At 50.1% G+C, this 18,230-nt stretch carries 21 protein-coding genes; 8 read left to right on the forward strand and 13 right to left on the reverse strand.

What is annotated here, in order from left to right; genetic code table 11:
• Window position 1 precedes the first annotated feature (1 nt).
• A complete protein-coding gene (gene trpS / locus CVV44_21620; GenBank protein ID PKL35409.1) occupies window positions 2–973 on the reverse strand; it encodes a tryptophan--tRNA ligase in 972 nt (323 codons plus the stop codon).
• A 152-nt stretch (window positions 974–1,125) separates the two neighbouring features.
• Between trpS and CVV44_21625 the strand changes: the two genes are divergently transcribed.
• Together CVV44_21625 and CVV44_21630 are read left to right on the forward strand one after the other, a co-directional pair.
• Window positions 1,126–1,368: a DUF2892 domain-containing protein gene (locus CVV44_21625; protein ID PKL35410.1), complete on the forward strand. Its 243-nt coding sequence runs from the start codon at window positions 1,126–1,128 to the stop codon at window positions 1,366–1,368.
• A 192-nt stretch (window positions 1,369–1,560) separates the two neighbouring features.
• Window positions 1,561–1,821, forward strand: coding sequence for a hypothetical protein (locus CVV44_21630; GenBank protein ID PKL35411.1), 261 nt, complete (start codon window positions 1,561–1,563; stop codon window positions 1,819–1,821).
• A gap of 1 nt (window position 1,822) precedes the next feature.
• On the opposite strand, the gene CVV44_21635 is transcribed toward CVV44_21630, so the two are convergent.
• The 3 genes from CVV44_21635 to CVV44_21645 all read right to left on the reverse strand — a co-directional run bounded on the left by CVV44_21635 (window position 1,823) and on the right by CVV44_21645 (window position 3,484).
• A complete protein-coding gene (locus CVV44_21635) occupies window positions 1,823–2,425 on the reverse strand; it encodes a hypothetical protein (GenBank protein ID PKL35412.1) in 603 nt (200 codons plus the stop codon).
• A gap of 42 nt (window positions 2,426–2,467) precedes the next feature.
• Entirely contained in the window at window positions 2,468–2,929 is a 462-nt protein-coding gene (locus CVV44_21640; protein ID PKL35413.1) for a glycoside hydrolase, read from the reverse strand.
• A gap of 102 nt (window positions 2,930–3,031) precedes the next feature.
• Window positions 3,032–3,484 carry a thioredoxin-dependent thiol peroxidase gene (locus tag CVV44_21645; protein PKL35414.1) on the reverse strand — a complete coding sequence of 151 codons (453 nt, stop codon included), beginning with the start codon at window positions 3,482–3,484 and terminating at the stop codon, window positions 3,032–3,034.
• Between the two features lie 237 nt (window positions 3,485–3,721).
• On the opposite strand from CVV44_21645, the gene CVV44_21650 reads away from it, so the two are divergent.
• A complete protein-coding gene (locus CVV44_21650) occupies window positions 3,722–4,573 on the forward strand; it encodes a hypothetical protein (protein PKL35415.1) in 852 nt (283 codons plus the stop codon).
• A gap of 68 nt (window positions 4,574–4,641) precedes the next feature.
• Window positions 4,642–5,160, forward strand: a complete 519-nt coding sequence (locus CVV44_21655) for a hypothetical protein (GenBank protein PKL35416.1) — start codon at window positions 4,642–4,644, stop codon at window positions 5,158–5,160.
• A gap of 80 nt (window positions 5,161–5,240) precedes the next feature.
• On the opposite strand, the gene CVV44_21660 is transcribed toward CVV44_21655, so the two are convergent.
• From CVV44_21660 to CVV44_21670, 3 genes are all read right to left on the reverse strand, one after another.
• Entirely contained in the window at window positions 5,241–6,614 is a 1,374-nt protein-coding gene (locus tag CVV44_21660) for a flagellar hook protein FlgE (protein ID PKL35417.1), read from the reverse strand.
• A 67-nt stretch (window positions 6,615–6,681) separates the two neighbouring features.
• A complete protein-coding gene (locus CVV44_21665) occupies window positions 6,682–7,131 on the reverse strand; it encodes a flagellar hook assembly protein FlgD (protein PKL35579.1) in 450 nt (149 codons plus the stop codon).
• Between the two features lie 24 nt (window positions 7,132–7,155).
• Window positions 7,156–8,586 carry a hypothetical protein gene (locus CVV44_21670; protein ID PKL35418.1) on the reverse strand — a complete coding sequence of 477 codons (1,431 nt, stop codon included), beginning with the start codon at window positions 8,584–8,586 and terminating at the stop codon, window positions 7,156–7,158.
• Window positions 8,587–8,815: 229 nt separating this feature from the next.
• On the opposite strand from CVV44_21670, the gene CVV44_21675 reads away from it, so the two are divergent.
• The 4 genes from CVV44_21675 (at window position 8,816) to nifS (ending at window position 12,094) form a co-directional block, all read left to right on the forward strand.
• The gene (locus CVV44_21675) at window positions 8,816–9,046 is read left to right on the forward strand and encodes a hypothetical protein (GenBank protein ID PKL35419.1); all 231 of its coding nucleotides are present in this window, start codon (window positions 8,816–8,818) and stop codon (window positions 9,044–9,046) included.
• Between the two features lie 155 nt (window positions 9,047–9,201).
• Window positions 9,202–9,756 carry an RNA methyltransferase gene (locus CVV44_21680; protein ID PKL35420.1) on the forward strand — a complete coding sequence of 185 codons (555 nt, stop codon included), beginning with the start codon at window positions 9,202–9,204 and terminating at the stop codon, window positions 9,754–9,756.
• A gap of 274 nt (window positions 9,757–10,030) precedes the next feature.
• Window positions 10,031–10,876, forward strand: coding sequence for a Fe-S cluster assembly protein NifU (nifU, locus tag CVV44_21685; GenBank protein ID PKL35580.1), 846 nt, complete (start codon window positions 10,031–10,033; stop codon window positions 10,874–10,876).
• A gap of 27 nt (window positions 10,877–10,903) precedes the next feature.
• The gene (gene nifS / locus CVV44_21690; GenBank protein PKL35421.1) at window positions 10,904–12,094 is read left to right on the forward strand and encodes a cysteine desulfurase NifS; all 1,191 of its coding nucleotides are present in this window, start codon (window positions 10,904–10,906) and stop codon (window positions 12,092–12,094) included.
• Between the two features lie 60 nt (window positions 12,095–12,154).
• On the opposite strand, the gene CVV44_21695 is transcribed toward nifS, so the two are convergent.
• The 6 genes from CVV44_21695 to CVV44_21720 all read right to left on the reverse strand — a co-directional run bounded on the left by CVV44_21695 (window position 12,155) and on the right by CVV44_21720 (window position 18,162).
• The gene (locus CVV44_21695; GenBank protein ID PKL35422.1) at window positions 12,155–12,733 is read right to left on the reverse strand and encodes a tRNA CCA-pyrophosphorylase; all 579 of its coding nucleotides are present in this window, start codon (window positions 12,731–12,733) and stop codon (window positions 12,155–12,157) included.
• Window positions 12,734–12,907: 174 nt separating this feature from the next.
• Entirely contained in the window at window positions 12,908–13,261 is a 354-nt protein-coding gene (locus CVV44_21700) for a hypothetical protein (protein PKL35423.1), read from the reverse strand.
• A gap of 14 nt (window positions 13,262–13,275) precedes the next feature.
• Window positions 13,276–14,631, reverse strand: a complete 1,356-nt coding sequence (locus CVV44_21705; protein ID PKL35424.1) for a hypothetical protein — start codon at window positions 14,629–14,631, stop codon at window positions 13,276–13,278.
• A gap of 2 nt (window positions 14,632–14,633) precedes the next feature.
• A complete protein-coding gene (locus CVV44_21710; GenBank protein PKL35425.1) occupies window positions 14,634–15,980 on the reverse strand; it encodes a hypothetical protein in 1,347 nt (448 codons plus the stop codon).
• A 36-nt stretch (window positions 15,981–16,016) separates the two neighbouring features.
• Window positions 16,017–16,985: a methyltransferase gene (locus CVV44_21715; GenBank protein ID PKL35426.1), complete on the reverse strand. Its 969-nt coding sequence runs from the start codon at window positions 16,983–16,985 to the stop codon at window positions 16,017–16,019.
• Entirely contained in the window at window positions 16,864–18,162 is a 1,299-nt protein-coding gene (locus CVV44_21720) for a hypothetical protein (GenBank protein PKL35427.1), read from the reverse strand. Before CVV44_21720 ends, CVV44_21715 begins: the two co-directional genes overlap by 122 nt.
• Between the last annotated feature and the right edge of the window lie 68 nt (window positions 18,163–18,230).

Genomic DNA, 18,230 nt, shown 5'->3' on the forward strand with positions numbered 1-18,230 from the left:
GTCAGTTGTATTTCAGGCCCACGGCCGTCTTGATTTTATCCAGGGTCACGGCTGCCACGACGCGTGTCTTGTCCGCGCCCTTTTTCAGTATGTTGAAAACCTCGCCGGGGTCGCCGGCATAGCGCTGCCGCTGCTCGCGGAAGGGTGCGAAGAATTCCCAGATCATGCCGTTGAGTTCCTTCTTGACCTCACCGTATCCGATGCCGCCCTTCAGGTAGCGTTCCTTCAGTTCGGCGGTTTTCTCCGGTTCGGCAAAGAGTTTATACAGGGCGAAGAGGTTGCAGGTTTCGGGATTTTTCGGTTCCTCCACGGGAGTTGAATCGGTTACGATGCGCATCACCTTTTTTTTCAGGGACTTTTCATCCTCGAAGATGTTTATGGTGTTGTCGTAGCTTTTGGACATTTTTTGCCCGTCGACGCCGGGGATAACGGCCAGGTCCTCGGAGATGAGCGGCTCGGGTATGGTGAAAATATCGCCGTAGGTGTTGTTGAAGCGCAGGGCCACGTCGCGGGTGATCTCCAGGTGCTGCTTCTGGTCTTTTCCCACGGGCACTATCTGGGCGTTATAGAGCAGGATATCGGCGGCCATGAGAATTGGATAGGTGTAGAGACCGGCACTGGGAGTGATGCCCTTGGCCACCTTATCCTTGTAGCTGTGACTTCTTTCCAGCAGCCCCAGGGAGGTATGGCAGGAGAGTATCCAGGTCAGCTCAGTCACCTCGGGTACGTCGGACTGCACCCAGAAGTGGCACTTGTCGGGATCGAGACCCAGGGCAAGGAAATCAATGGCTGCCTCCAGGGTGTTCTTCCTGAGGTAGTCACCGTCCTCCACGCTGGTCATGGCATGGTAATTGACAATAAAACAGAAGAGTTCATGATTTCTCTGGAACTCTATCATGGGCTTCATCATGGCGAAGTAGTTGCCTATGTGCAGGGTGCCCGAGGGCTGTATTCCCGAAAGTATGCGTGACATAATCATCCTCGAATTTAATGGTATTTTTGTTTACATCAAATCACCAAAAAAAATAGTCAATACAAAAATTCTACTTGCAGATTAAATCCCGCATTTAATAATTACAGGCAGATTCATGTAATCATGAAAAGTCACGATAAAGAGGTTTTGTTATGCAACAGAATGTGGGAAGAGCCGACAGCTACATCAGGTTCATGCTGGGCCTGGCATTTTTACTCAATATCTACATCCTCTCACCGGGCGCGATCGGAACGATCATAGCCCTTGCCATTGGAGTATCGATGTGGGTTTCCTCCTGGACCCATTATTGTCCGCTGTATACACTGCTGAAAATAAGCACAGTGGAAGACGGCGGTCCGAAAGAACCGGCGGAACCCGTTTCTCATTCACATTGATGCCGCATATGCCGCTCCTTACGGGATGAAAGGAATTTCGCCCCATAAGGAGCGATCCCTTCCACTGCCTGCAGTAAAAAGAAAATCAGCCGTCATAAATATACTGGACATTTTTTCTTTCAGGCTTTTCCCTGACCGCCATTGACCCTTTCGGGTCAGGTACTGTTATCGTATAATAAGCAGGATAATCATATGCCTTTCAACTTCACTGAAATTATAGGCCTTGCGGCCGGAATCGCCACAACGGCATCTTTTGTGCCCCAGGCATACCGCGTGTATAAAACAAAGAAAACAGGAGATCTTTCGGCGGGGATGTTCATGCTGCTGAACTGCGGGCTCTGTTTATGGATCGTCTACGGCATTCAGAGTATGTCCATTTCCATTATCCTGGCAAACTGCGTTACGCTTGTCCTGGCCCTGTATATCCTGGTGATGAAAATCAGGCACGGGTAGGTTAGCCTTTTACATCGTATGTATTGATCACCGCATTATAAATGGTGGCCAGGGCAATGTCTCCCGGCCCCTTAATATCCGTATTTTTCAGCACGTCGGAGCGGTTCCGGTCGAACCAGGTGTAGAGCCTGCGCATGCCGTCCTTCTCGTCGCCGGCAACGTGGCACAGGGCAACGATTTTTTTAAACTCGTCGCGGGAGAAGAAATTACGCTCCGTTCCCACGACAATGATGAAATGGCTGCCGTCCTTTCCTTCTACGAATTCTATTTTTTCTTTTTCCAGGGCCGGAAGCTGGAATTCTTTGGCCGTCATGGTCCGGTGCTCATAGGTCACCGATTCCGTAGTCTCCTTCAGCCTTTTCCTTATCTGTTTGTTTTTTGCGAATACCTGGGCCTGCTTGATCAGGAAGGCCACCTCTTCATTATCAAGCTGCTTTGCCAGTTCCAGCAGGTTCTTTGTCAGCGGTGAGGGGGCCGATTTTTTTGAGGGTGTCTTTTTTGCCGCGCTTTTGGGAGGGACGGTTTTTTTCGCTGCCTTTTTTGCGGGTGATCCCTTTTTCGATGATTTTTTTGCGGTGCTTTTACCTGTTTTTTTAACGGCCATTGTATTCCTCCCTCCTGTTGATTTTAAATAGTATCACGGTTTTCATTCGTTAAAATAGGATACGACTCCGGCAAAACGGTCTTTCCAGTAAGGGGCCTTCAACGAACTCACCATTACCTTCTTGCCGGAACTGGGGGCGTGGATGAATGTATCATCACCAAGGTATATTCCCACGTGCGAGATGCGGTTTTTCCGGATATTGAAAAATACAAGGTCGCCCGGTCTGGCTCTGTCAATGGGTACTTCGGTTCCATTTTTAAATTGTCCCGTTGTTGTTCGCGCCAGGCTGATTCCGTGAAGGCTGAAAACATGCATGGTAAAACCGGAACAATCGAATCCCCGGGAGCCCGTATCGCCGTAACGATACGCCGTGCCCAGGTATTCACGGGCGGTCCTGATAATTTCTTCGCGCAACGCTGCACTGTCGGAAGCGCTTGTAGTTTGCAGCGGGAGCATGATCGTGCACATGAGAGTTGCAAGGAATGCCCTGGTTCGGTTTTTCATATGCTATTTGCCAATATCATAAAAACACACTGCCGCATCATGCGGCAAAATCAAGAGAATATACAATAAAACAGGAGCAACGTCAAGCCGGTTTTTATTTCCTTAAATAATTGCCAGCACTTCTATGGCATGCTCGTCCGGTTTCACTTTCGGGAAAACCTTGATGACCTTTCCATCTTCATCGATTATGAAGGTGGACCTGATCAGGCCTTCCGATGTTTTACCGTACATCTTTTTCTCGCCCCAGGCGCCGTATTTTTCCGCAATCTTGTGATCTTTATCAACGAGGAGGTAGAAGGGGAGGCCGAACTTCAGTTTGAATTTCTGGTGCGATTCGGCCGAATCGGTGCTTATACCCATTACCACGGCTCCCCGCGCCATGATCTCATCATAGACATCACGGAAACCGCAGGCCTCCTTCGTGCATCCCGGCGTATTGTCGCGGGGATAGAAATACAGCACAACTTTTTTCCCTTTAAAATCGGAGAGTTTGATGCTGCTGCCCGTGTCGTCCTTAAGGGTGAATTGAGGTGCTTTTGATCCTTCTTTTATCATGATAGTCCTACCGTTTCCAGAGTATATATTTAGAAATGATATTCTTCTATTATGGCATTTTCATTGTATGCTGTTACAGTGGAAAGGAAAAGCAAAATATGTAAAACTCTCATAAAATACACAGAATTTCTTGACACGAACATTTCCATGCGTATTGTTAATCATCCTTAATTTTTCACAGCAGGATATTGTCCCGGTACGGGAAGGTTCCGTATATGAAGGGAATATTTGGGGGTGATGAAACAAGTGAAGCTGCAGGACGCCGTCATTTGCATAACCGGGGCCTCTTCGGGAATAGGATGGGCGGCGGCGAAGGCCTTTGACAGGGCTGGAGCCCGGCTGTCCCTTGTTGCACGCCGGAAGGAGCGTCTGGCTGAACTGGCCTCGGAGCTTCGTGATGCCATAATAATTCCCGCCGATATGAGTGACGCATCCCGCGCGGCCTCAATGATCGAGGAAACGGTGAGGCATTTCGGCAGGATCGACATCCTTGTTAACAATGCTGCGGCTATTATCGTCTCCCGTGCCGATGAAACCGGTCCTGATGATCTGCACCGGTCTTTTGCCACTAACCTTGTGGGTCCCCTTGTGGCGGTGAATACGGCTCTGCCCTATATGCGGCGGCAGGGATACGGTCATATCATCAATGTCGGTTCGCCGGGGTTCCTCATCGGTGTTCCCTGCTATACATCCTATGTGTGTTCCAAGGCCGCCATGTCGGCCTGGACACGCACGATACAGGCCGAATGGGCCGATACGGGTATTGTGGTGAGTGAATATTTTCCCGGTTATATCAAAACGGATTCTCCGCCGGAATCGCGGTATACCGGTGTGGAACAATCCCTGGTCATCGATCCCGATGCCAATGCGGTGACCCGTTTTTTTACCCGGCCTAAAAGCGCCGACGATGTGGCCGGGCAGCTGGTAAAGCTGGCGCAAAGGCCCCGCCTCCTGAAGCATTCAGGCATCTTTGTTCCCCTGGGCGCTGTGTTGTCACTGATTCCCCGTATACGGCTGTCCATAGCCAGGGATATGGCCGTATCCGTGAGAAAGCGCCTCGGACTTTCCATTTTCAGCACAGAAGAATGATTCTTGCAAACGGTCCGTGATAAACGTGATTGTTTAGAGATAAAACTTGATGTAAAGGGAGCGAGCGTATGAGACAGGTTATACCGTTGAAAAAAAGACCCATTGACATTGTGCTTCTCATTTTCTTTTTTATCAATATTTCCTTCATTACCTATATCGTGGATGTGGAGCAGCTGGTAATTGCCGACCCGAATAATTTTCAATATCCGTTGTGGCCGCTGCCCTTTCTGGTGGACCTGGTTCACTGGTGGGGGAGGACCTTTGACCCTGTTCTTCTGGCCCGGCCGGCCTGGTGGAAGGCGACGATCTGGCTTGATTCGATCCTTTTCGGCCCCTATTATATTGCGGCCATCTATGCCTTCATCAAGGGGAAGGAATGGATACGCATTCCCAGCATTATTTTTGCCTCTATCCTGTTCACCAATGTCTTTATAATACTCAGCGAGGAACTTTTCGGCATTCACAAAACACCCGAGACAGGGATGGTGCTTCTGGCCAACGTGCCGTGGCTGATATTTCCTTTCATCATCATTTACCGTATGTGGCGCAGCGAGCATCCATTTACTGAAGATAGTACGGAAAATTGAAGTGCTTATGTGAAAAAAAAGCGTTTAACCTATGTTAAACGCTTTTTCAGTATATAGTCAGGATGCAATCATTTTAGTGCTTAACGTTTGAGATTGATAAGCTCCTGGAGCATCTGGTCCGATGTCGTGATTGTTCTTGAATTGGCCTGGAAACCGCGCTGTGTTACGATCATGTCTGTGAACTGCTCGGAAAGGTCAACGTTTGACATCTCCAGAGATCCTGCCACGATCTTGCCGCGGCCTGCCTGTCCCGCAGGGCCGATATTGGCCATTCCCGAGTTATTGGAAACCTCGAAAAGATTATCGCCCACGGCCGTGAGTCCCTGGGGATTGGTGAAAACTGCCGTGGATACCTGTCCGACGAACTGTTTTGTTCCGTTGGAATACACGCCGGTGATCATGCCGGAATTGTCTATGTTAAAAGATTCCATGTATCCCATGGTATACCCATCCTGCTCCACGGCCTTGGTCGTCGATTCCGATGAGAACTGCGTAATGCCCGTCATGAGATTGGATTTTCCCAGGTTGAGGGCGATGGTCCGTACATTGGGATCTCCTGCAACGCGGTAGTTGGCGTTCACCATTAAATCTCCCTGGTTCAGTTCGTCCGGTGAAGATTCGTCGGCTACGGAAACGAGTCGTCCGTCAGGGGAGAATCTAAGGTTGATTTTTGCACTGGGATTGCTCTGGTTTGTCTGTCCGCCGCCTGCCGGAACATCCAGTGTCATGGCGGTATTCGTGTCGGCTATGGCGGCCGATGCGGTCCACTGGTTTGGTTCTGTTTTCCAGAATATCATAGTGAGACGGTGGGCATTTCCCTGCTTGTCATAGACGTCTATGTTGGTCGTGACACCGGCCGAGGCTCTCATTCTTCCTGTTGCGTTGGGCGGAACAACTGAACTGCGGGAGTCCAGGTTGCATTTATATCGTATGTTATTCGTTTCACGTGCTTCTATCTTTCCGAATATGGGGACAATAATGTCTTCCGTTGATCCGCTGGGATTGACTACCATCTGGCCCGATTCATTACGTGTGGCCATCCATCCCTGGACCTTGAGGCCGTTTCCGGGGTTTACCAGCATGCCGTCTTTGTCGAGTCCGAAAGCACCGGCGCGCGTATAAAACTTTTTGTCCCCGTCGGCCACAACGAAAAATCCGTCGCCGGACATGGCCAGGTCGGTCTGGTTTCCCGTGGTCTGAAGGCTGCCCTGTGTGAAAATCCTGTCAATGGAAGCAATGGTCATACCAAGTCCGACCTGTTTCGGGTTGACGCCGCCCTTGTTCTCTTCAGGCTTTGCTGCTCCGGCTATCGTCTGTGAAAGCATATCCTGGAAGGAAACCCTGCTGTATTTGAAGCCATAGGTGTTGACATTGGATATATTGTTACCAACAACATCCATCCTGGTCTGATGGTTTTTTAAGCCCGAAACGCCGGCAAACAATGATCGCATCATAGTGGTATAACTCCTGAATTTTAATTGCTATAGTATTAATATCGAGTATTATCCGATTCTCTTTAGATTAATTATTCTCTTTCTCCGCCGGATTTCGCACGGCATGAACGGCATTGATTGATATTTCATTTGCCCCTATTTTGAGTTTGATCTGCTCATCGGCATAGAAGACCGATGATACGGGACCGGAAATACGAGTATTGGTTACCGGATCAAGAGCGTCCACTACCTTGCCGAGCATATTGAAGGCCTGGGTTGATTCGGAACTTCTGATGAGTGAATGTATTTCCTTGTTAAGATTTGTAATTTGTTCCAGGGATGAGAACTGAGCCATCTGGGCTACAAATTCCTTGTCTTCCATGGGCCTTGTGGGGTCCTGGTGGCGCAGTTCCGTGACAAGCAGTTTCAGAAAGGAATCCTTGCTCATCTGGTTTTTTTCACCCTCGAAATTGACGCCGATTTTTTTATTCGCCTCGTTTACCTGTATCTTCGCTCTGCTCAACTCCGTGGAGTTCATCATAAATTCACTCATGTTTTTCTCCTATATGACTATATTCAAGGCGCCGTTGTGCATTGCCGATGAATTCACTGCATATGAACCGCTCATCTCTTCCGCTTCCTGGGGAAGATAGACAAGGTTTCCGTTGTTCTTTTGGCTTTCGCCGGTGTTCTCTTTATTGTCTCGTACGTTGACCTGGAATTCGCCCACGCTTATACCGGCGTTTTCAAGCTGCTCCTTTACAAATGAGAGGTTTTCCAGAAGAAGCTGTTTCGCTTCATTGGTTTCGACAAGGAAGCGGCCGTTGATGGTTCCCTGATCGAGGCCGAGATGCACGTTTACATTTCCCAGCTCCTTGGGGTTCAGTTTTATATCAAAAGTGCCATTGCGGCTGTCCCTGACCGTTACTTTCGCTTTATCGATGACATCCTGGAGCTGTTCCCGGAAAAGGTTGTTCCGTTGAGCCGCTGCATGGTTGTGCGGGGACTGCAGGGATTGAGGGCTGCTGCTCCTGTCAAATTGAAAATCCAGGCCCGTACGTGAATCGGAGGATACGGTTATTTTTATCCCCTCGTTGTGCTTGTCCGTATTGTTTAGCACGGCATTTTCCGCGGTATCGGGACGTTGATTATTTTTCTTGTCAAGAGATGCCGTCTCTACGGTGTGATGCGGGGCGGAATTGTTTCTGCCTTCGGATTTTTTTGCCATTCCCTGGAGAAGCTTTTCAAAATCGGCAACGAGGTTTTTCAGGTCCGGTTTCTGCGCCTTCAGTTTCTCATCGAGGCTGTTAAGAAGCGACTTCAGGTGAGCCAGGAGCTGTGTCTGGACATCCTTCTTGTTATGCTGTTCATTGCCGAGAGATATATCCTTAAGCTGTTTTCCAAGTTCTTTCAGCGATGACTTCAACGCATCAGTTTCCTGTTTTCCCGCCAGGTTCATGGTGCCGAGTATGGCTGTCAGGGCAGCTAATTTATCCAGGAGTTTTTTGGATTCACTTATGGTGTTACCGATAGAAGTCTTGATATCCTGATTCTTGTCGTGAATAAATACCGGTGTTGGTTTCTGTGCCAGTCCCAGGTTGTCTTTCTGTACTTTCTTTTCAGCAGTGGTAACTGGTGCGGATTTACGGGTATCATCGGTTTTTTTCGTATTATTGCCGGCTTGGATCGTGTCATTTTCATTTTTCTGCGGGAGTCTGTCCGCGCCGGATGTAGGGGGCTGACTATCATTGCCGACGCGGCTGTCCTGGACGGGCCTGCTCAGGGCGGCATTGTCTGTAGATTGTCTGTCCGGAACGGGATTGTCTGTCCGGAGCTGGTTGTTGAATGAATCATCCACATTCCTGATCTGGTTGTTCAGGATGTTGTCGAATGTACCGGGATCCATGCTCCGTTCACTGTTATTGAGCAGTGTCTGCCCCATGGGCATATCAATGCTTCTTTTTAGTTCATGTATTATTGCAGGATTCATCATAGCTCATCCCTGAATTTGAAAATACGTGCCGAAACTCCATTTTACATTTATTAGTATCGTGCGATTTATCATTTTACTGAATGGAAATTTACATTAATTCTTATGTGAAAAAATTATAATGGATGTACAGTGTTAAAAATAACATATATAAAATAATATTTTTTTCTTGACCAGTTGCCGGTACAGTTATATTTTATGTTTGCTCTAAAGTATATTTGAGAGGTAGTGTATGAAAAAGGGTATTGTAGTATTAACTTCATGTATTTTTCTTTTTGCCGCCGTTTCACTGTTTGCCAACGGCAAGCTCATGACAGCCCACAAGAACTATAAGGGCTTCAAAGTCATAGCAAAGTGCACGGATTGTCATAACACAACAACAAAGCTGGAAAAGAAAAAAGGGCAGGATTTTAAAGCGCTTTTAAAAACTGCAAACTGCGCGGGAGCCGGCTGCCACAAGTAAGATAAAAGCCTCCGGTACGACCGGAGGCTTTTTTTATGGTTTTTACACTTGCCGCATACATCCACACGGCATTTCTCCTCGTTTTAAGGGGCTCTGACCCTCATTTAGCTGAAATGTATTTGACATTGATTATCCGCCTTGCATGAGTTATTCCCATGGCTGAACAAATCGTTAAACTGACCCATGAGGAGATAAAATCTGCTCGTCCCGCCCTGGAGGACCTGAAACTCCTGGAACGGCTTCCCGTGTCGGTCATAGCCGAGAATATAAGGAGTCTTTATAACGTGGGGTCTCTCTTCAGAACCTCGGACGGGGCCGGCGTGGAGCACCTCTATCTCACGGGCTATACGGGGTATCCTCCCAGGAAGGAGATAGATAAAACGGCCCTGGGGAGCGTTGAAAGCGTTCCCTGGACGCATTGTCCCGATACAGCCGGGTCAATTCTCAATCTGAGGGCACAGGGATATCAAATTGTAACACTTGAACATACGGACAGGAGCGTTCCCTATACCGAGGCTCCATACCGCTTTCCTCTCTGCCTTGTCCTGGGAAATGAGGTATCGGGTATAACCGATGATATAGTAGCAAAAAGTGATCTCTCCGTGGAAATTCCCATGTTTGGTGTCAAACAATCGCTCAATGTTTCTGTCGCCTACGGGATAGTTGTTTATCACCTGGTGCAGGAGTATAAGGGAATCTCTAATAACTAAATTTGGGAAGCTCCCTTGTGGGCACAAATAGCAGAAAAACCAGGTTTAATCCCCACTAACTCCCCCTATTAGGGGGAGAATGAAAGAGGGGGTTGTAAAACCTGGTTTTTAGAGATGCCCATAAAAAAGTTGCTCTGAGCAGGTAAAATTGATTTTTTTGTTGTTGCAATGAAACAATTTAATGATTTTAGTGTACATTAAAATAACTGATGTTTAAGTACAGTGATCAGGGTCTGAAATCACCGGTGTTATGGTGAAAGAATGGAGGCAGGATATGTGGGATTATACTGATAAAGTAAAGGAATTATATATACACCCCAAAAACGTTGGGAAAATTGATAACGCCGATGCTGTTGCCGAGGTGGGAAGCATTGTCTGCGGAGATGCCCTGAAGCTGTATCTTAAAATAGATGCGAATCATGTGATCACCGAAGCTAAATTCGAAACCTTCGGGTGCGGCAGTGCCATTGCCTCGTCCTCGGCCCTCACTGAGATGGTTGTCGGCAAGACCGTGGAAGAGGCGGAAAAAATTACCAATCAGGATATCGCCAAATTTCTTGGGGGACTTCCCGAGGAGAAAATGCATTGCTCGGTCATGGGCAATGAGGCGCTGGAAAAGGCCATCAAGTCATGGCGGGGCGAGGATATTTCCCACGATGAAGACGTGGAGGGTGAGATCGTATGCCAGTGTTTCGGCGTAACCGATCCTCTCATAAGAAAGGTCATCCGGGAAAATAATCTGAAGTCCATCGAGGATGTGACGCACTATACCAAGGCCGGCGGTGCCTGCGGTGCCTGTATCCATAAGATCGAGGATATTCTCAATGAAGAACTGGACCAGGCAGCTGTCACGGCTAAAAAACCCGATTCACGCAAGCCCCTGACGAATATCAAGCGGATGCAGCTCGTCGAGGAAACCATAACGGATGTTATACGCCCCGAACTTCAGAAAGACGGCGGCGATATTGAGCTGGTGGACATGGACGGGAAAAAGGTTTTTGTTGCTCTCAGGGGGAGCTGCTCCAACTGTGTGGTGTCCAGCGTGACACTGAAGAACCTGGTGGAAGCGAAACTCCGCGAGTTCGTCGAAGAAGATATTGAAGTGATAGAGACGCGGTAACCGGGCATATCCGGCAAGGAGACATAGATGGAAAAGGTCGTGTATCTGGATAACAACGCAACAACCATGGTTGACCCGGAAGTGGTCGATGCCATGCTCCCCTTTCTCTCGAAGAGATATGGCAATCCCTCAAGTATGCACAGCTTCGGCGGAGATGTGGGAAGGGATGTCGTCAGGGCCAGGGAACAGGTGGCCCGCCTGCTTGGTGCCGAGCATGATTATGAAATTGTGTTTACCGGCACGGGTACCGAGAGTGATAATTATGCCATCATGGGAACTATTTCCTTCTATAGGGACAGGCGTCATATCATAACCTCCCGCGTCGAGCATCCGGCCATACTCTCGCTTTGTAAAAAGCTGGAGCGTGATGGATACCGCATAACCTATGTACCCGTGGACAGGGAGGGGAACCTGGACGTTCAATTTCTGAAATCATCCGTTGATGACGATACGGCCATTGTGTCGATTATGTACGCCAACAATGAAACCGGAGTCATTTTTCCCGTGGAGGAGATCGGTGCATTTTTGAAAGAGAGGGGCGTCCCCTTTCATATAGACGCCGTTCAGGCAGCGGGAAAGATTCCTATCGACGTCAATAAAATCAACTGTGATCTCCTCTCCATTTCCGGACATAAATTTCACGCGCCCAAGGGAATCGGCGCACTGTATGTGCGCAGGGGGACCAGGATGCGGCCTATGATGTACGGTGGCCACCAGGAAAAGGGGAGGCGTCCCGGAACGGAAAATGTACCGGGAATAATAGCCCTGGGCAAGGCCGCGGAGCTTGCCATGGAGCACCTGAAAGATGACAGGGAGATGCAGCGTCTCCGCGACAAGCTCGAGAAGGGACTGCTGGCGAAATTCGGCAACTCACATCTCAACGGAAACCGCGACAGGAGAGTTCCCAATACAACGAACATCGGATTTGAATATATCGAAGGCGAGGCAATTTTGCTGCTCATGAACGAGTTTGGTATCGCCGCTTCCTCAGGCTCGGCCTGCTCATCGGGGTCTCTGGAGCCTTCCCATGTGCTTCGTGCCATGGGCGTTCCTTTTACTTCCGCACACGGCTCCATCCGCTTCAGCCTGAGCCGCTTCAGCGTTGAAGAGGAGATAGATCATGTCCTGTCAGTCATGCCGGAAGTAGTCAACCGCCTGCTGGAAATTTCACCCTACTGGGACAATGAAAAGAAACAGGGTCTGCCCATCAATCTCTGACGCGAATTGAGTCGTATCCTCAGGCTTTGGAGAAATGCCGGTGGCGAGAGGCCTTAATTTTCAGCTGATGGCGAGGCGGAGATACGGTGTATCTCCATCGCAGCTCCGGCACCGGCTGCCGTCTTTTGTCGGGTATGCCTCGCCGCAATCGGGGCACAGTGCAACGGGTCCCATTTTTTTTCGGCGTAATTTTTCCGGTTCAACGCGCACTTTCTGTATGCTGAGAAGGTCATGGCCGGCCTGCTTTATCTGACCCATCAGAAGATCGTAATCCTGCTCCTTTTTCGTTTTCAGCTTGAGGAACCAGCTGTTCACCTCGGGCCAGTTTTTCAGCTTGTCCATATCAAGATATACCCGTATTCCTTCACCGCTGTTCTTTTCGAACAGGGTCACAGCGAATTTTCCGAAGCCGAGGACGGTGAGCCAGCCGTTACCGATGGTGCATGGCGTGAGCAGCTGAATGGCGTCGGGGAGACATACGGGCGTTTCGCATATGGCATCGAAGAAATCGCCCTCTGGAAGGTTTTTAAGGGCCAGGTCCACCATGAATCCGCCGATGATGAGGCCCGGGGCGGCACTGCCGTGAAAAGATGTGACGATTCTGACATACTCTTCATAGGAATAGGTGCCTATATTCATAAATTAAAACTCCTTTTTAGTTAATACACCAGGGACAGCCGGGGTTCCCTCGCTGCTCTGGCCATTGGGGCATCCGATACCGGGCGACTCACGGTCTGCTTCATCCAGTCCGTGTCAATCTTACCCTGGACAATGCGAAGTATTTCATCGGCCAGATACAGTGCCTCATTAATGTCATGTGTGACATATATGATGGTAACAGCCCTTGCTGTCCACTTCGGAGTAAACCGCCGACAGGGCGCAGAATGACGCATCTACGAATTCACTCGAGGCATACTGAAAGGACCGTGCTATATCCTGTGCGGTAACCAGCGTGATGTCGGTATTTTTTCCGAATTGTGCAGCCAGTTCTTTAAAGGGCCTGATAAAATTGGTTGCCGAGGGTATGCTTATTTTTTCCTGTGCAGGGGAAGCAGGGTGATCAGTAAGAACAGCTATGGCAAGTAGGAATTGCCACATTCTAAACGGTTTGTTCATGTCTTCTTGCTTCGCTTTCATTGATATAATTACATATGCCAAAAATAACATAATAAATAATTATGTCAATAATTAATCAATTCACTCCGGTGCCGGTGAAGGGCATGCTGTATTTCAGGACTCATGAACTTCCTCATCATGGGGCCCGACAGGTGAGTGTGGACATCGATGCCTTCCTTTCGCGTTGAATCGGGCATGAAAAGCAAGGACCAGGGGACGGGATAGGTGCCGATGGTGATCCAGAAGGGAGCGCCGCTCCCGAAGTCGGCGCCATAGCCATTATACGGAGCATCGCTGGAGATGAAGAGGTCGTCCCTGAAGGGATCATAGTCGGCGAATACCCTGAGAAGCTCACCCTTGCGGAAGCGGTGACGGAGCCAGGCCATCTGTTCGTTGATGGCGCCCTGGTCTATGGCATTCACCTGCTTTCTGCTGATAGCGGCGACCTGCGAAAGGGGCGCCCGTACCAGGGTTTCGTGGTCCAGGTCCAGGATCATGTGGAGTGATGCATTGCCGAAAAAATGTTCCGGAAGCGGGGGATGGCATTTTTTCCGTATATTGGCCACGAAGAGCAGCCTGCGGCGGTCTTTGTCTTTGTCCTTTAACGAGGCCATGACCTGCCAGAGATGGCCGCAGAGCGCGTCGTTGGTGGAAATCCGCTGCGTTTCGCCCGTATCTGACCGGGATGCTGCCTTTTTCATATTATCAAGTTCCCCTCGCGTGAAATGAATTATTTCACTGTGTATGCTTCTCTTGCTGCGGAGAAACTGCACGGCCGAGCGCAGCATGCCGCTCCGGGAGAGGACACGGAATCCGCGGTGATGCCGGGGATAATTCTCCAGGGCCATTTCATTTTCAAGAAGCATGCGGTCATGGCAGGGCGGCTCAAAGGGCAGTCCCCGATGGGTCCGTGCCCAGGAGTCTATAAAGTGGAAGTAGCTTTCTCCGTCGGCGATGCTGTGGAGAATGCTCACGCCCAGTACGGAGCCTCCTCCCTGCATGTGTGTCAGTTTGATTGTAGCCAGGGGATAGTTCCTGTTTTTTACCTTCCAGGGGACAATATCATCGATGAAACGGCGGGATATATCCTTGGCGTGATTGGCTGGACCGTAATCTGCCATGGGCATGACGGAATGAGCTACGGTGAAGCGAAGGCCGTGGTCATTGCAATGGACATACTGTTGCCCTTTTCTTTTATCGTTCCGGAGTCTTCCCGTGAGCACGGGGAATTCCTTCAGTGTTTTCACAAGGGACGCCTTCAGGGATTTCTCATCCAGGCTGTTCCGGAAAAAAAAGGCGAAGCCTATGGCGTATATTCCTTCGTATATGTCAAGAGAGGTCAGAGGGACAATTCCTTTGTCGTCCGTATCTCCTCGTATCAATTCGACCACTGTTTTCATTGACGTCTTCCCGGTGACCATGATCAATCGATAGTATTCAAGATGAGAGACACAGCATGGTCGGCGATGCTTTCCAGGTGTTTTCTTGAGTAGAGCGGGTCAGTGGCGACAAAGTTCCAGGTCATGCAACGGTCCGTCATTGCAATGATGGAATAGATCATTCCCGAGGCCCGGCTCGACGAGGCGAAGCCCAGGCTCTCGATATTCAGATTGCTTCGTGTTGTCCCCATGTCGATCCTCCCCATGTTACTCACAATGGTCATTTTCTGTTTGAAACCGGCATAGAAACGGTCCAGCGACCGGGCCGCGAAATTGTCGTGGCCTATCCAGCGTATGATGCCGTCGTAGAGGTTCAGGCCCAGGAGATGGAGCATGGGCTCTCGGGCCTCAATGCTTTCCAGAAGGTCACTCCGGTGTTCACGGGCCAGTTCCCAGAGGCTGCCACGGATATCGACACGGTGAACCGTGTTGCATGAGCCGGCAAAGTTGCCCATATCACCGTCTGCCGCTCCGGAGAGTATGTTGCGCAGGTTTACTGCCGACATGAGGGCCATGGAAACGGGTTTCCGGTGGTCAAGGTCGTGGGCAAGGGCCATGAGGTGCGCTGCCGTGAGCGCGCTGTTAACGGTTGTGCCTTCACTTCTGGCTTTTTCTGAAAGTTTTTTCACCGTTGTACCGTCAATCTGACGTGGGACTATCTGTATCCATCGTTCATGGAGGGGAGCCTGGCCGTCATACTCCGGCATTATGGAACCGCCTGATTCTCTGAGATGCTTCATGTAATGGTGGTTGATTTTCATATAAGCCAGAGCTCCCGGGATACCTCTTGTTTTCCGGGGGAAATAGGCCTCCATCTTTTTTTTGAGTATCAGGGGCTGGATATCCATGATTGTTTCATCATTAATGAAAGCAAGGAGATCGCGCATCATGCCGGCACCCGCCATGCCGTCGCCTATGGTATGGGAATAGGTGATCAGTATTGTTGACCTGCTATTGCCATGTGTCGCAAGGACACAGCGGAGCAGGGGGCCCCGGTCAATGGGAAGGGGTGTGTTCAGTTCACTTTCCGCGACGGTATGCCAGGATTCCTCGGGCAGGGATATTACTCTCAGCGGTATCGCGGGCACGCCGCCGCTCATAAACCGTGGTCCTGAACGCCGCCTGTCGATTCTGACCGTCATGAGGGGGTGCCGTTTCTGCAGCAGGTCCAGGGGCCGGCGGAGCATATCCTCCGTGATGTGACCGGCCACCCGGGCATGGACCACAACATTGGTGTGGAGAAAATTCTGGAGCATGAGATGGTACCGTTCGAGTCCCCCGAGCTTTCTCGCGACAGTTTCTTTTGTTTCCGTAGCGTTTTTTCCATTCATGGTGCGTTTCCCTTCCGGTGCAGGACCGCCGGTGTTTCACCTGCGGGCGTATAGATTATAGGTGGGTGATTTGATCACTTCGCACCAGTGCGGTTGTTCGGCAACTACATGGGCAAAGCCCTTCTTTTTCAGCAGATCCGATACCGCTGCGAGCCGGCCGTCAATATCATGCACTTCCATGACTATCTGCCGGATTTTCGGCCAGTCGCCGTCGGCGATTCCCCTCAGGATGTCCAGTTCGGCGCCTTCAGTGTCAATTTTCAGGAGATCTATGGTTGTTACGGAAAATTCCCGCATAACCGATGAAAGGGAAGTAAGGGGACATTTCACTTCACGCGCCGCCAGGGACTTTTCAATTTTATTCCGTATGAGCCATCGTCGTGCGGGGTAGAGAATCATGAGAAGAAAGTAAACGGCGGGATTGGTCTCTTTCAGCAGATGCAGTACATCATCGGGATCGGTGTCATGGTACATTTTTTCTTTTTCAGCCCTGTTCATGGTGGAATTGCCGCTCATGGCGGTATAGCAGGTAAAGACCGCTTCACGGGGCCCATCGAGGCGGGTCAGTCCCATGTTGAATAATTTGATGCGGCCTCTGTGATCCAGGGCGTCAATATTTTTTTTAAGAATTGAAAATGTCTCGGGTATGGGCTCAAAGGCGTACATGGAGATGTCATTACCGCATTCACGGGAGGCAAAAAGGGAAAACATGCCTATATTGGCCCCGGCGTCGAAGACCGTATCGCCGTGTTTCAGGGTGATGCCGTGGCGCAGGTATTCTTTTTTAATGAAAATCTCATCATATATGAAACGTGCTTCCTCGATGGTGTGAAAATAAATCTTTCCCTGGTCCGGGAATATAAGGTAATTTTTTTTATTCATTTTACAATCCTCTGGAAAGGGATATTTCGTTGTCAGGTTTTTCATGGTGGAACAAGAACCGGTTATTGGATAAGCGGGCGTTGATAATTTCGGCGGCAATGGCGGCGCCGTTATTTTCAGCATGCATGGTTTCTCCCAGGGCCCTGGCCCTGACAGCCATGCCGCTGTCGTTGAGTATCCGCCGTATGCCCGCGGCGAGCAGCCGGGACGAGAACTTTTTACGGTCCATAGATCGCGGTGCCACACCTATATCCTCCAGCACCCTTCCGTAATATTTCTGATCGGCAATGTGATGGACCACCAGTGACGGAACGCCGGCCCTGCATGCCGCGTAGGACGTACCTGCGCCGCCGTGATGAACAACCATCCTGACATTTTTAAACAGATAATCATGGGGGACATAGTCGACAAAATGGACATTGTCGGGACACGACGCTGCTTCGATCATGCCCCAGCCGCGTTGTATTACGGCGCTGATGCCCGTATCGGCGATTGCCTCGAGGAATATTTTCGCAACGATATCCCCATCCTCGCCGCCCATGGAGCCAAACGTGAAGGCTGCCTCGGGCTTGCGTGTCCTGATAAAATGTTCAAGATTTTCGTCGATCACCGGGGATTCGCCTTCACGCAACCAGGGACCAGTGGGAATGAACGAGGCCGGCAGGTCGGGATAGACTTTACCCAGGTAGCGGGATCCGGCTATGAAATTGAGATCCGGAGAGTAATTGCCGAATACGCTTGATTTTCTTTTTCTGCCGTCGAGTCCGCAAAGGAAGCTGCTCACATGCCGGTCCAGGGGCGCCATGCTTTTCTGCGCCACTTTCCATAACAGGGAGTTTACCACGGTTCCCATATCGGGGATGTCCATGGGGCCGTGGTATTTTGTGGGGATCATGCCGGGGCAGAGAATGACCGACGCCCAGGGCAGGTTGTTTGCCGTCACGGCATGCTGTCCTGTCACGTCGAAGGTGTGACAGACGGCGAAGTCGGCTCCCCGTGACGCCTGTACGCAGTCATGATAGCGTTTTTCCCCGTCGGCAAGTATCACCTCGTTAACGATGTGCCGGTACTGTCGGATCCGGTTCATGTGCCTGGTTCTCTCCATGAGGCTGCGGATCTTATCCAGGTCCAGGGGATCGCCGGCGGCATGGAAGGGAATGCCCCGGGATTCAAAGAGATGCCGATATATGTGGCCCGATATTACTTTTACCTCGTGACCTTCTCTGAGGAGTTCCCGGGCAAGTGGAATGAAGGGCTCCACGTCTCCGGTGCTGCCCACTGTTGTAATTGCTATTTTCATGAAGAATATGCCCCGGCTGCAGGTTTTTGTCCAACTGGTTTTATTTACTCGTTTAGCGCTAAATTCAG

It is taken from the genome of Spirochaetae bacterium HGW-Spirochaetae-1 (genome assembly GCA_002839375.1).
Taxonomy (GTDB): Bacteria; Spirochaetota; UBA4802; order UBA4802; family UBA5550; genus PGXY01.

What these genes read in the sequence shown, in the direction of transcription:
- CVV44_21670 (PKL35418.1), bottom strand. Translation starts at nt 8,586, where the DNA reads ATGATGAATCCTGCAATAATACATGAACTAAAAAGAAGCATTGATATG.
- CVV44_21640 (PKL35413.1), bottom strand. Translation starts at nt 2,929, where the DNA reads ATGAAAAACCGAACCAGGGCATTCCTTGCAACTCTCATGTGCACGATC.
- CVV44_21700 (PKL35423.1), bottom strand. Translation starts at nt 13,261, where the DNA reads ATGTTATTTTTGGCATATGTAATTATATCAATGAAAGCGAAGCAAGAA.
- CVV44_21710 (PKL35425.1), bottom strand. Translation starts at nt 15,980, where the DNA reads ATGAATGGAAAAAACGCTACGGAAACAAAAGAAACTGTCGCGAGAAAG.
- CVV44_21650 (PKL35415.1), top strand. Translation starts at nt 3,722, where the DNA reads ATGAAACAAGTGAAGCTGCAGGACGCCGTCATTTGCATAACCGGGGCC.
- CVV44_21665 (PKL35579.1), bottom strand. Translation starts at nt 7,131, where the DNA reads ATGAACTCCACGGAGTTGAGCAGAGCGAAGATACAGGTAAACGAGGCG.
- nifU (PKL35580.1), top strand. Translation starts at nt 10,031, where the DNA reads ATGTGGGATTATACTGATAAAGTAAAGGAATTATATATACACCCCAAA.
- CVV44_21655 (PKL35416.1), top strand. Translation starts at nt 4,642, where the DNA reads ATGAGACAGGTTATACCGTTGAAAAAAAGACCCATTGACATTGTGCTT.
- CVV44_21625 (PKL35410.1), top strand. Translation starts at nt 1,126, where the DNA reads ATGCAACAGAATGTGGGAAGAGCCGACAGCTACATCAGGTTCATGCTG.
- CVV44_21660 (PKL35417.1), bottom strand. Translation starts at nt 6,614, where the DNA reads ATGATGCGATCATTGTTTGCCGGCGTTTCGGGCTTAAAAAACCATCAG.
- nifS (PKL35421.1), top strand. Translation starts at nt 10,904, where the DNA reads ATGGAAAAGGTCGTGTATCTGGATAACAACGCAACAACCATGGTTGAC.
- CVV44_21695 (PKL35422.1), bottom strand. Translation starts at nt 12,733, where the DNA reads ATGAATATAGGCACCTATTCCTATGAAGAGTATGTCAGAATCGTCACA.
- CVV44_21675 (PKL35419.1), top strand. Translation starts at nt 8,816, where the DNA reads ATGAAAAAGGGTATTGTAGTATTAACTTCATGTATTTTTCTTTTTGCC.
- trpS (PKL35409.1), bottom strand. Translation starts at nt 973, where the DNA reads ATGTCACGCATACTTTCGGGAATACAGCCCTCGGGCACCCTGCACATA.
- CVV44_21645 (PKL35414.1), bottom strand. Translation starts at nt 3,484, where the DNA reads ATGATAAAAGAAGGATCAAAAGCACCTCAATTCACCCTTAAGGACGAC.
- CVV44_21630 (PKL35411.1), top strand. Translation starts at nt 1,561, where the DNA reads ATGCCTTTCAACTTCACTGAAATTATAGGCCTTGCGGCCGGAATCGCC.
- CVV44_21715 (PKL35426.1), bottom strand. Translation starts at nt 16,985, where the DNA reads ATGCTGAAAATAACGGCGCCGCCATTGCCGCCGAAATTATCAACGCCC.
- CVV44_21635 (PKL35412.1), bottom strand. Translation starts at nt 2,425, where the DNA reads ATGGCCGTTAAAAAAACAGGTAAAAGCACCGCAAAAAAATCATCGAAA.
- CVV44_21680 (PKL35420.1), top strand. Translation starts at nt 9,202, where the DNA reads ATGGCTGAACAAATCGTTAAACTGACCCATGAGGAGATAAAATCTGCT.
- CVV44_21705 (PKL35424.1), bottom strand. Translation starts at nt 14,631, where the DNA reads ATGGTCACCGGGAAGACGTCAATGAAAACAGTGGTCGAATTGATACGA.
- CVV44_21720 (PKL35427.1), bottom strand. Translation starts at nt 18,162, where the DNA reads ATGAAAATAGCAATTACAACAGTGGGCAGCACCGGAGACGTGGAGCCC.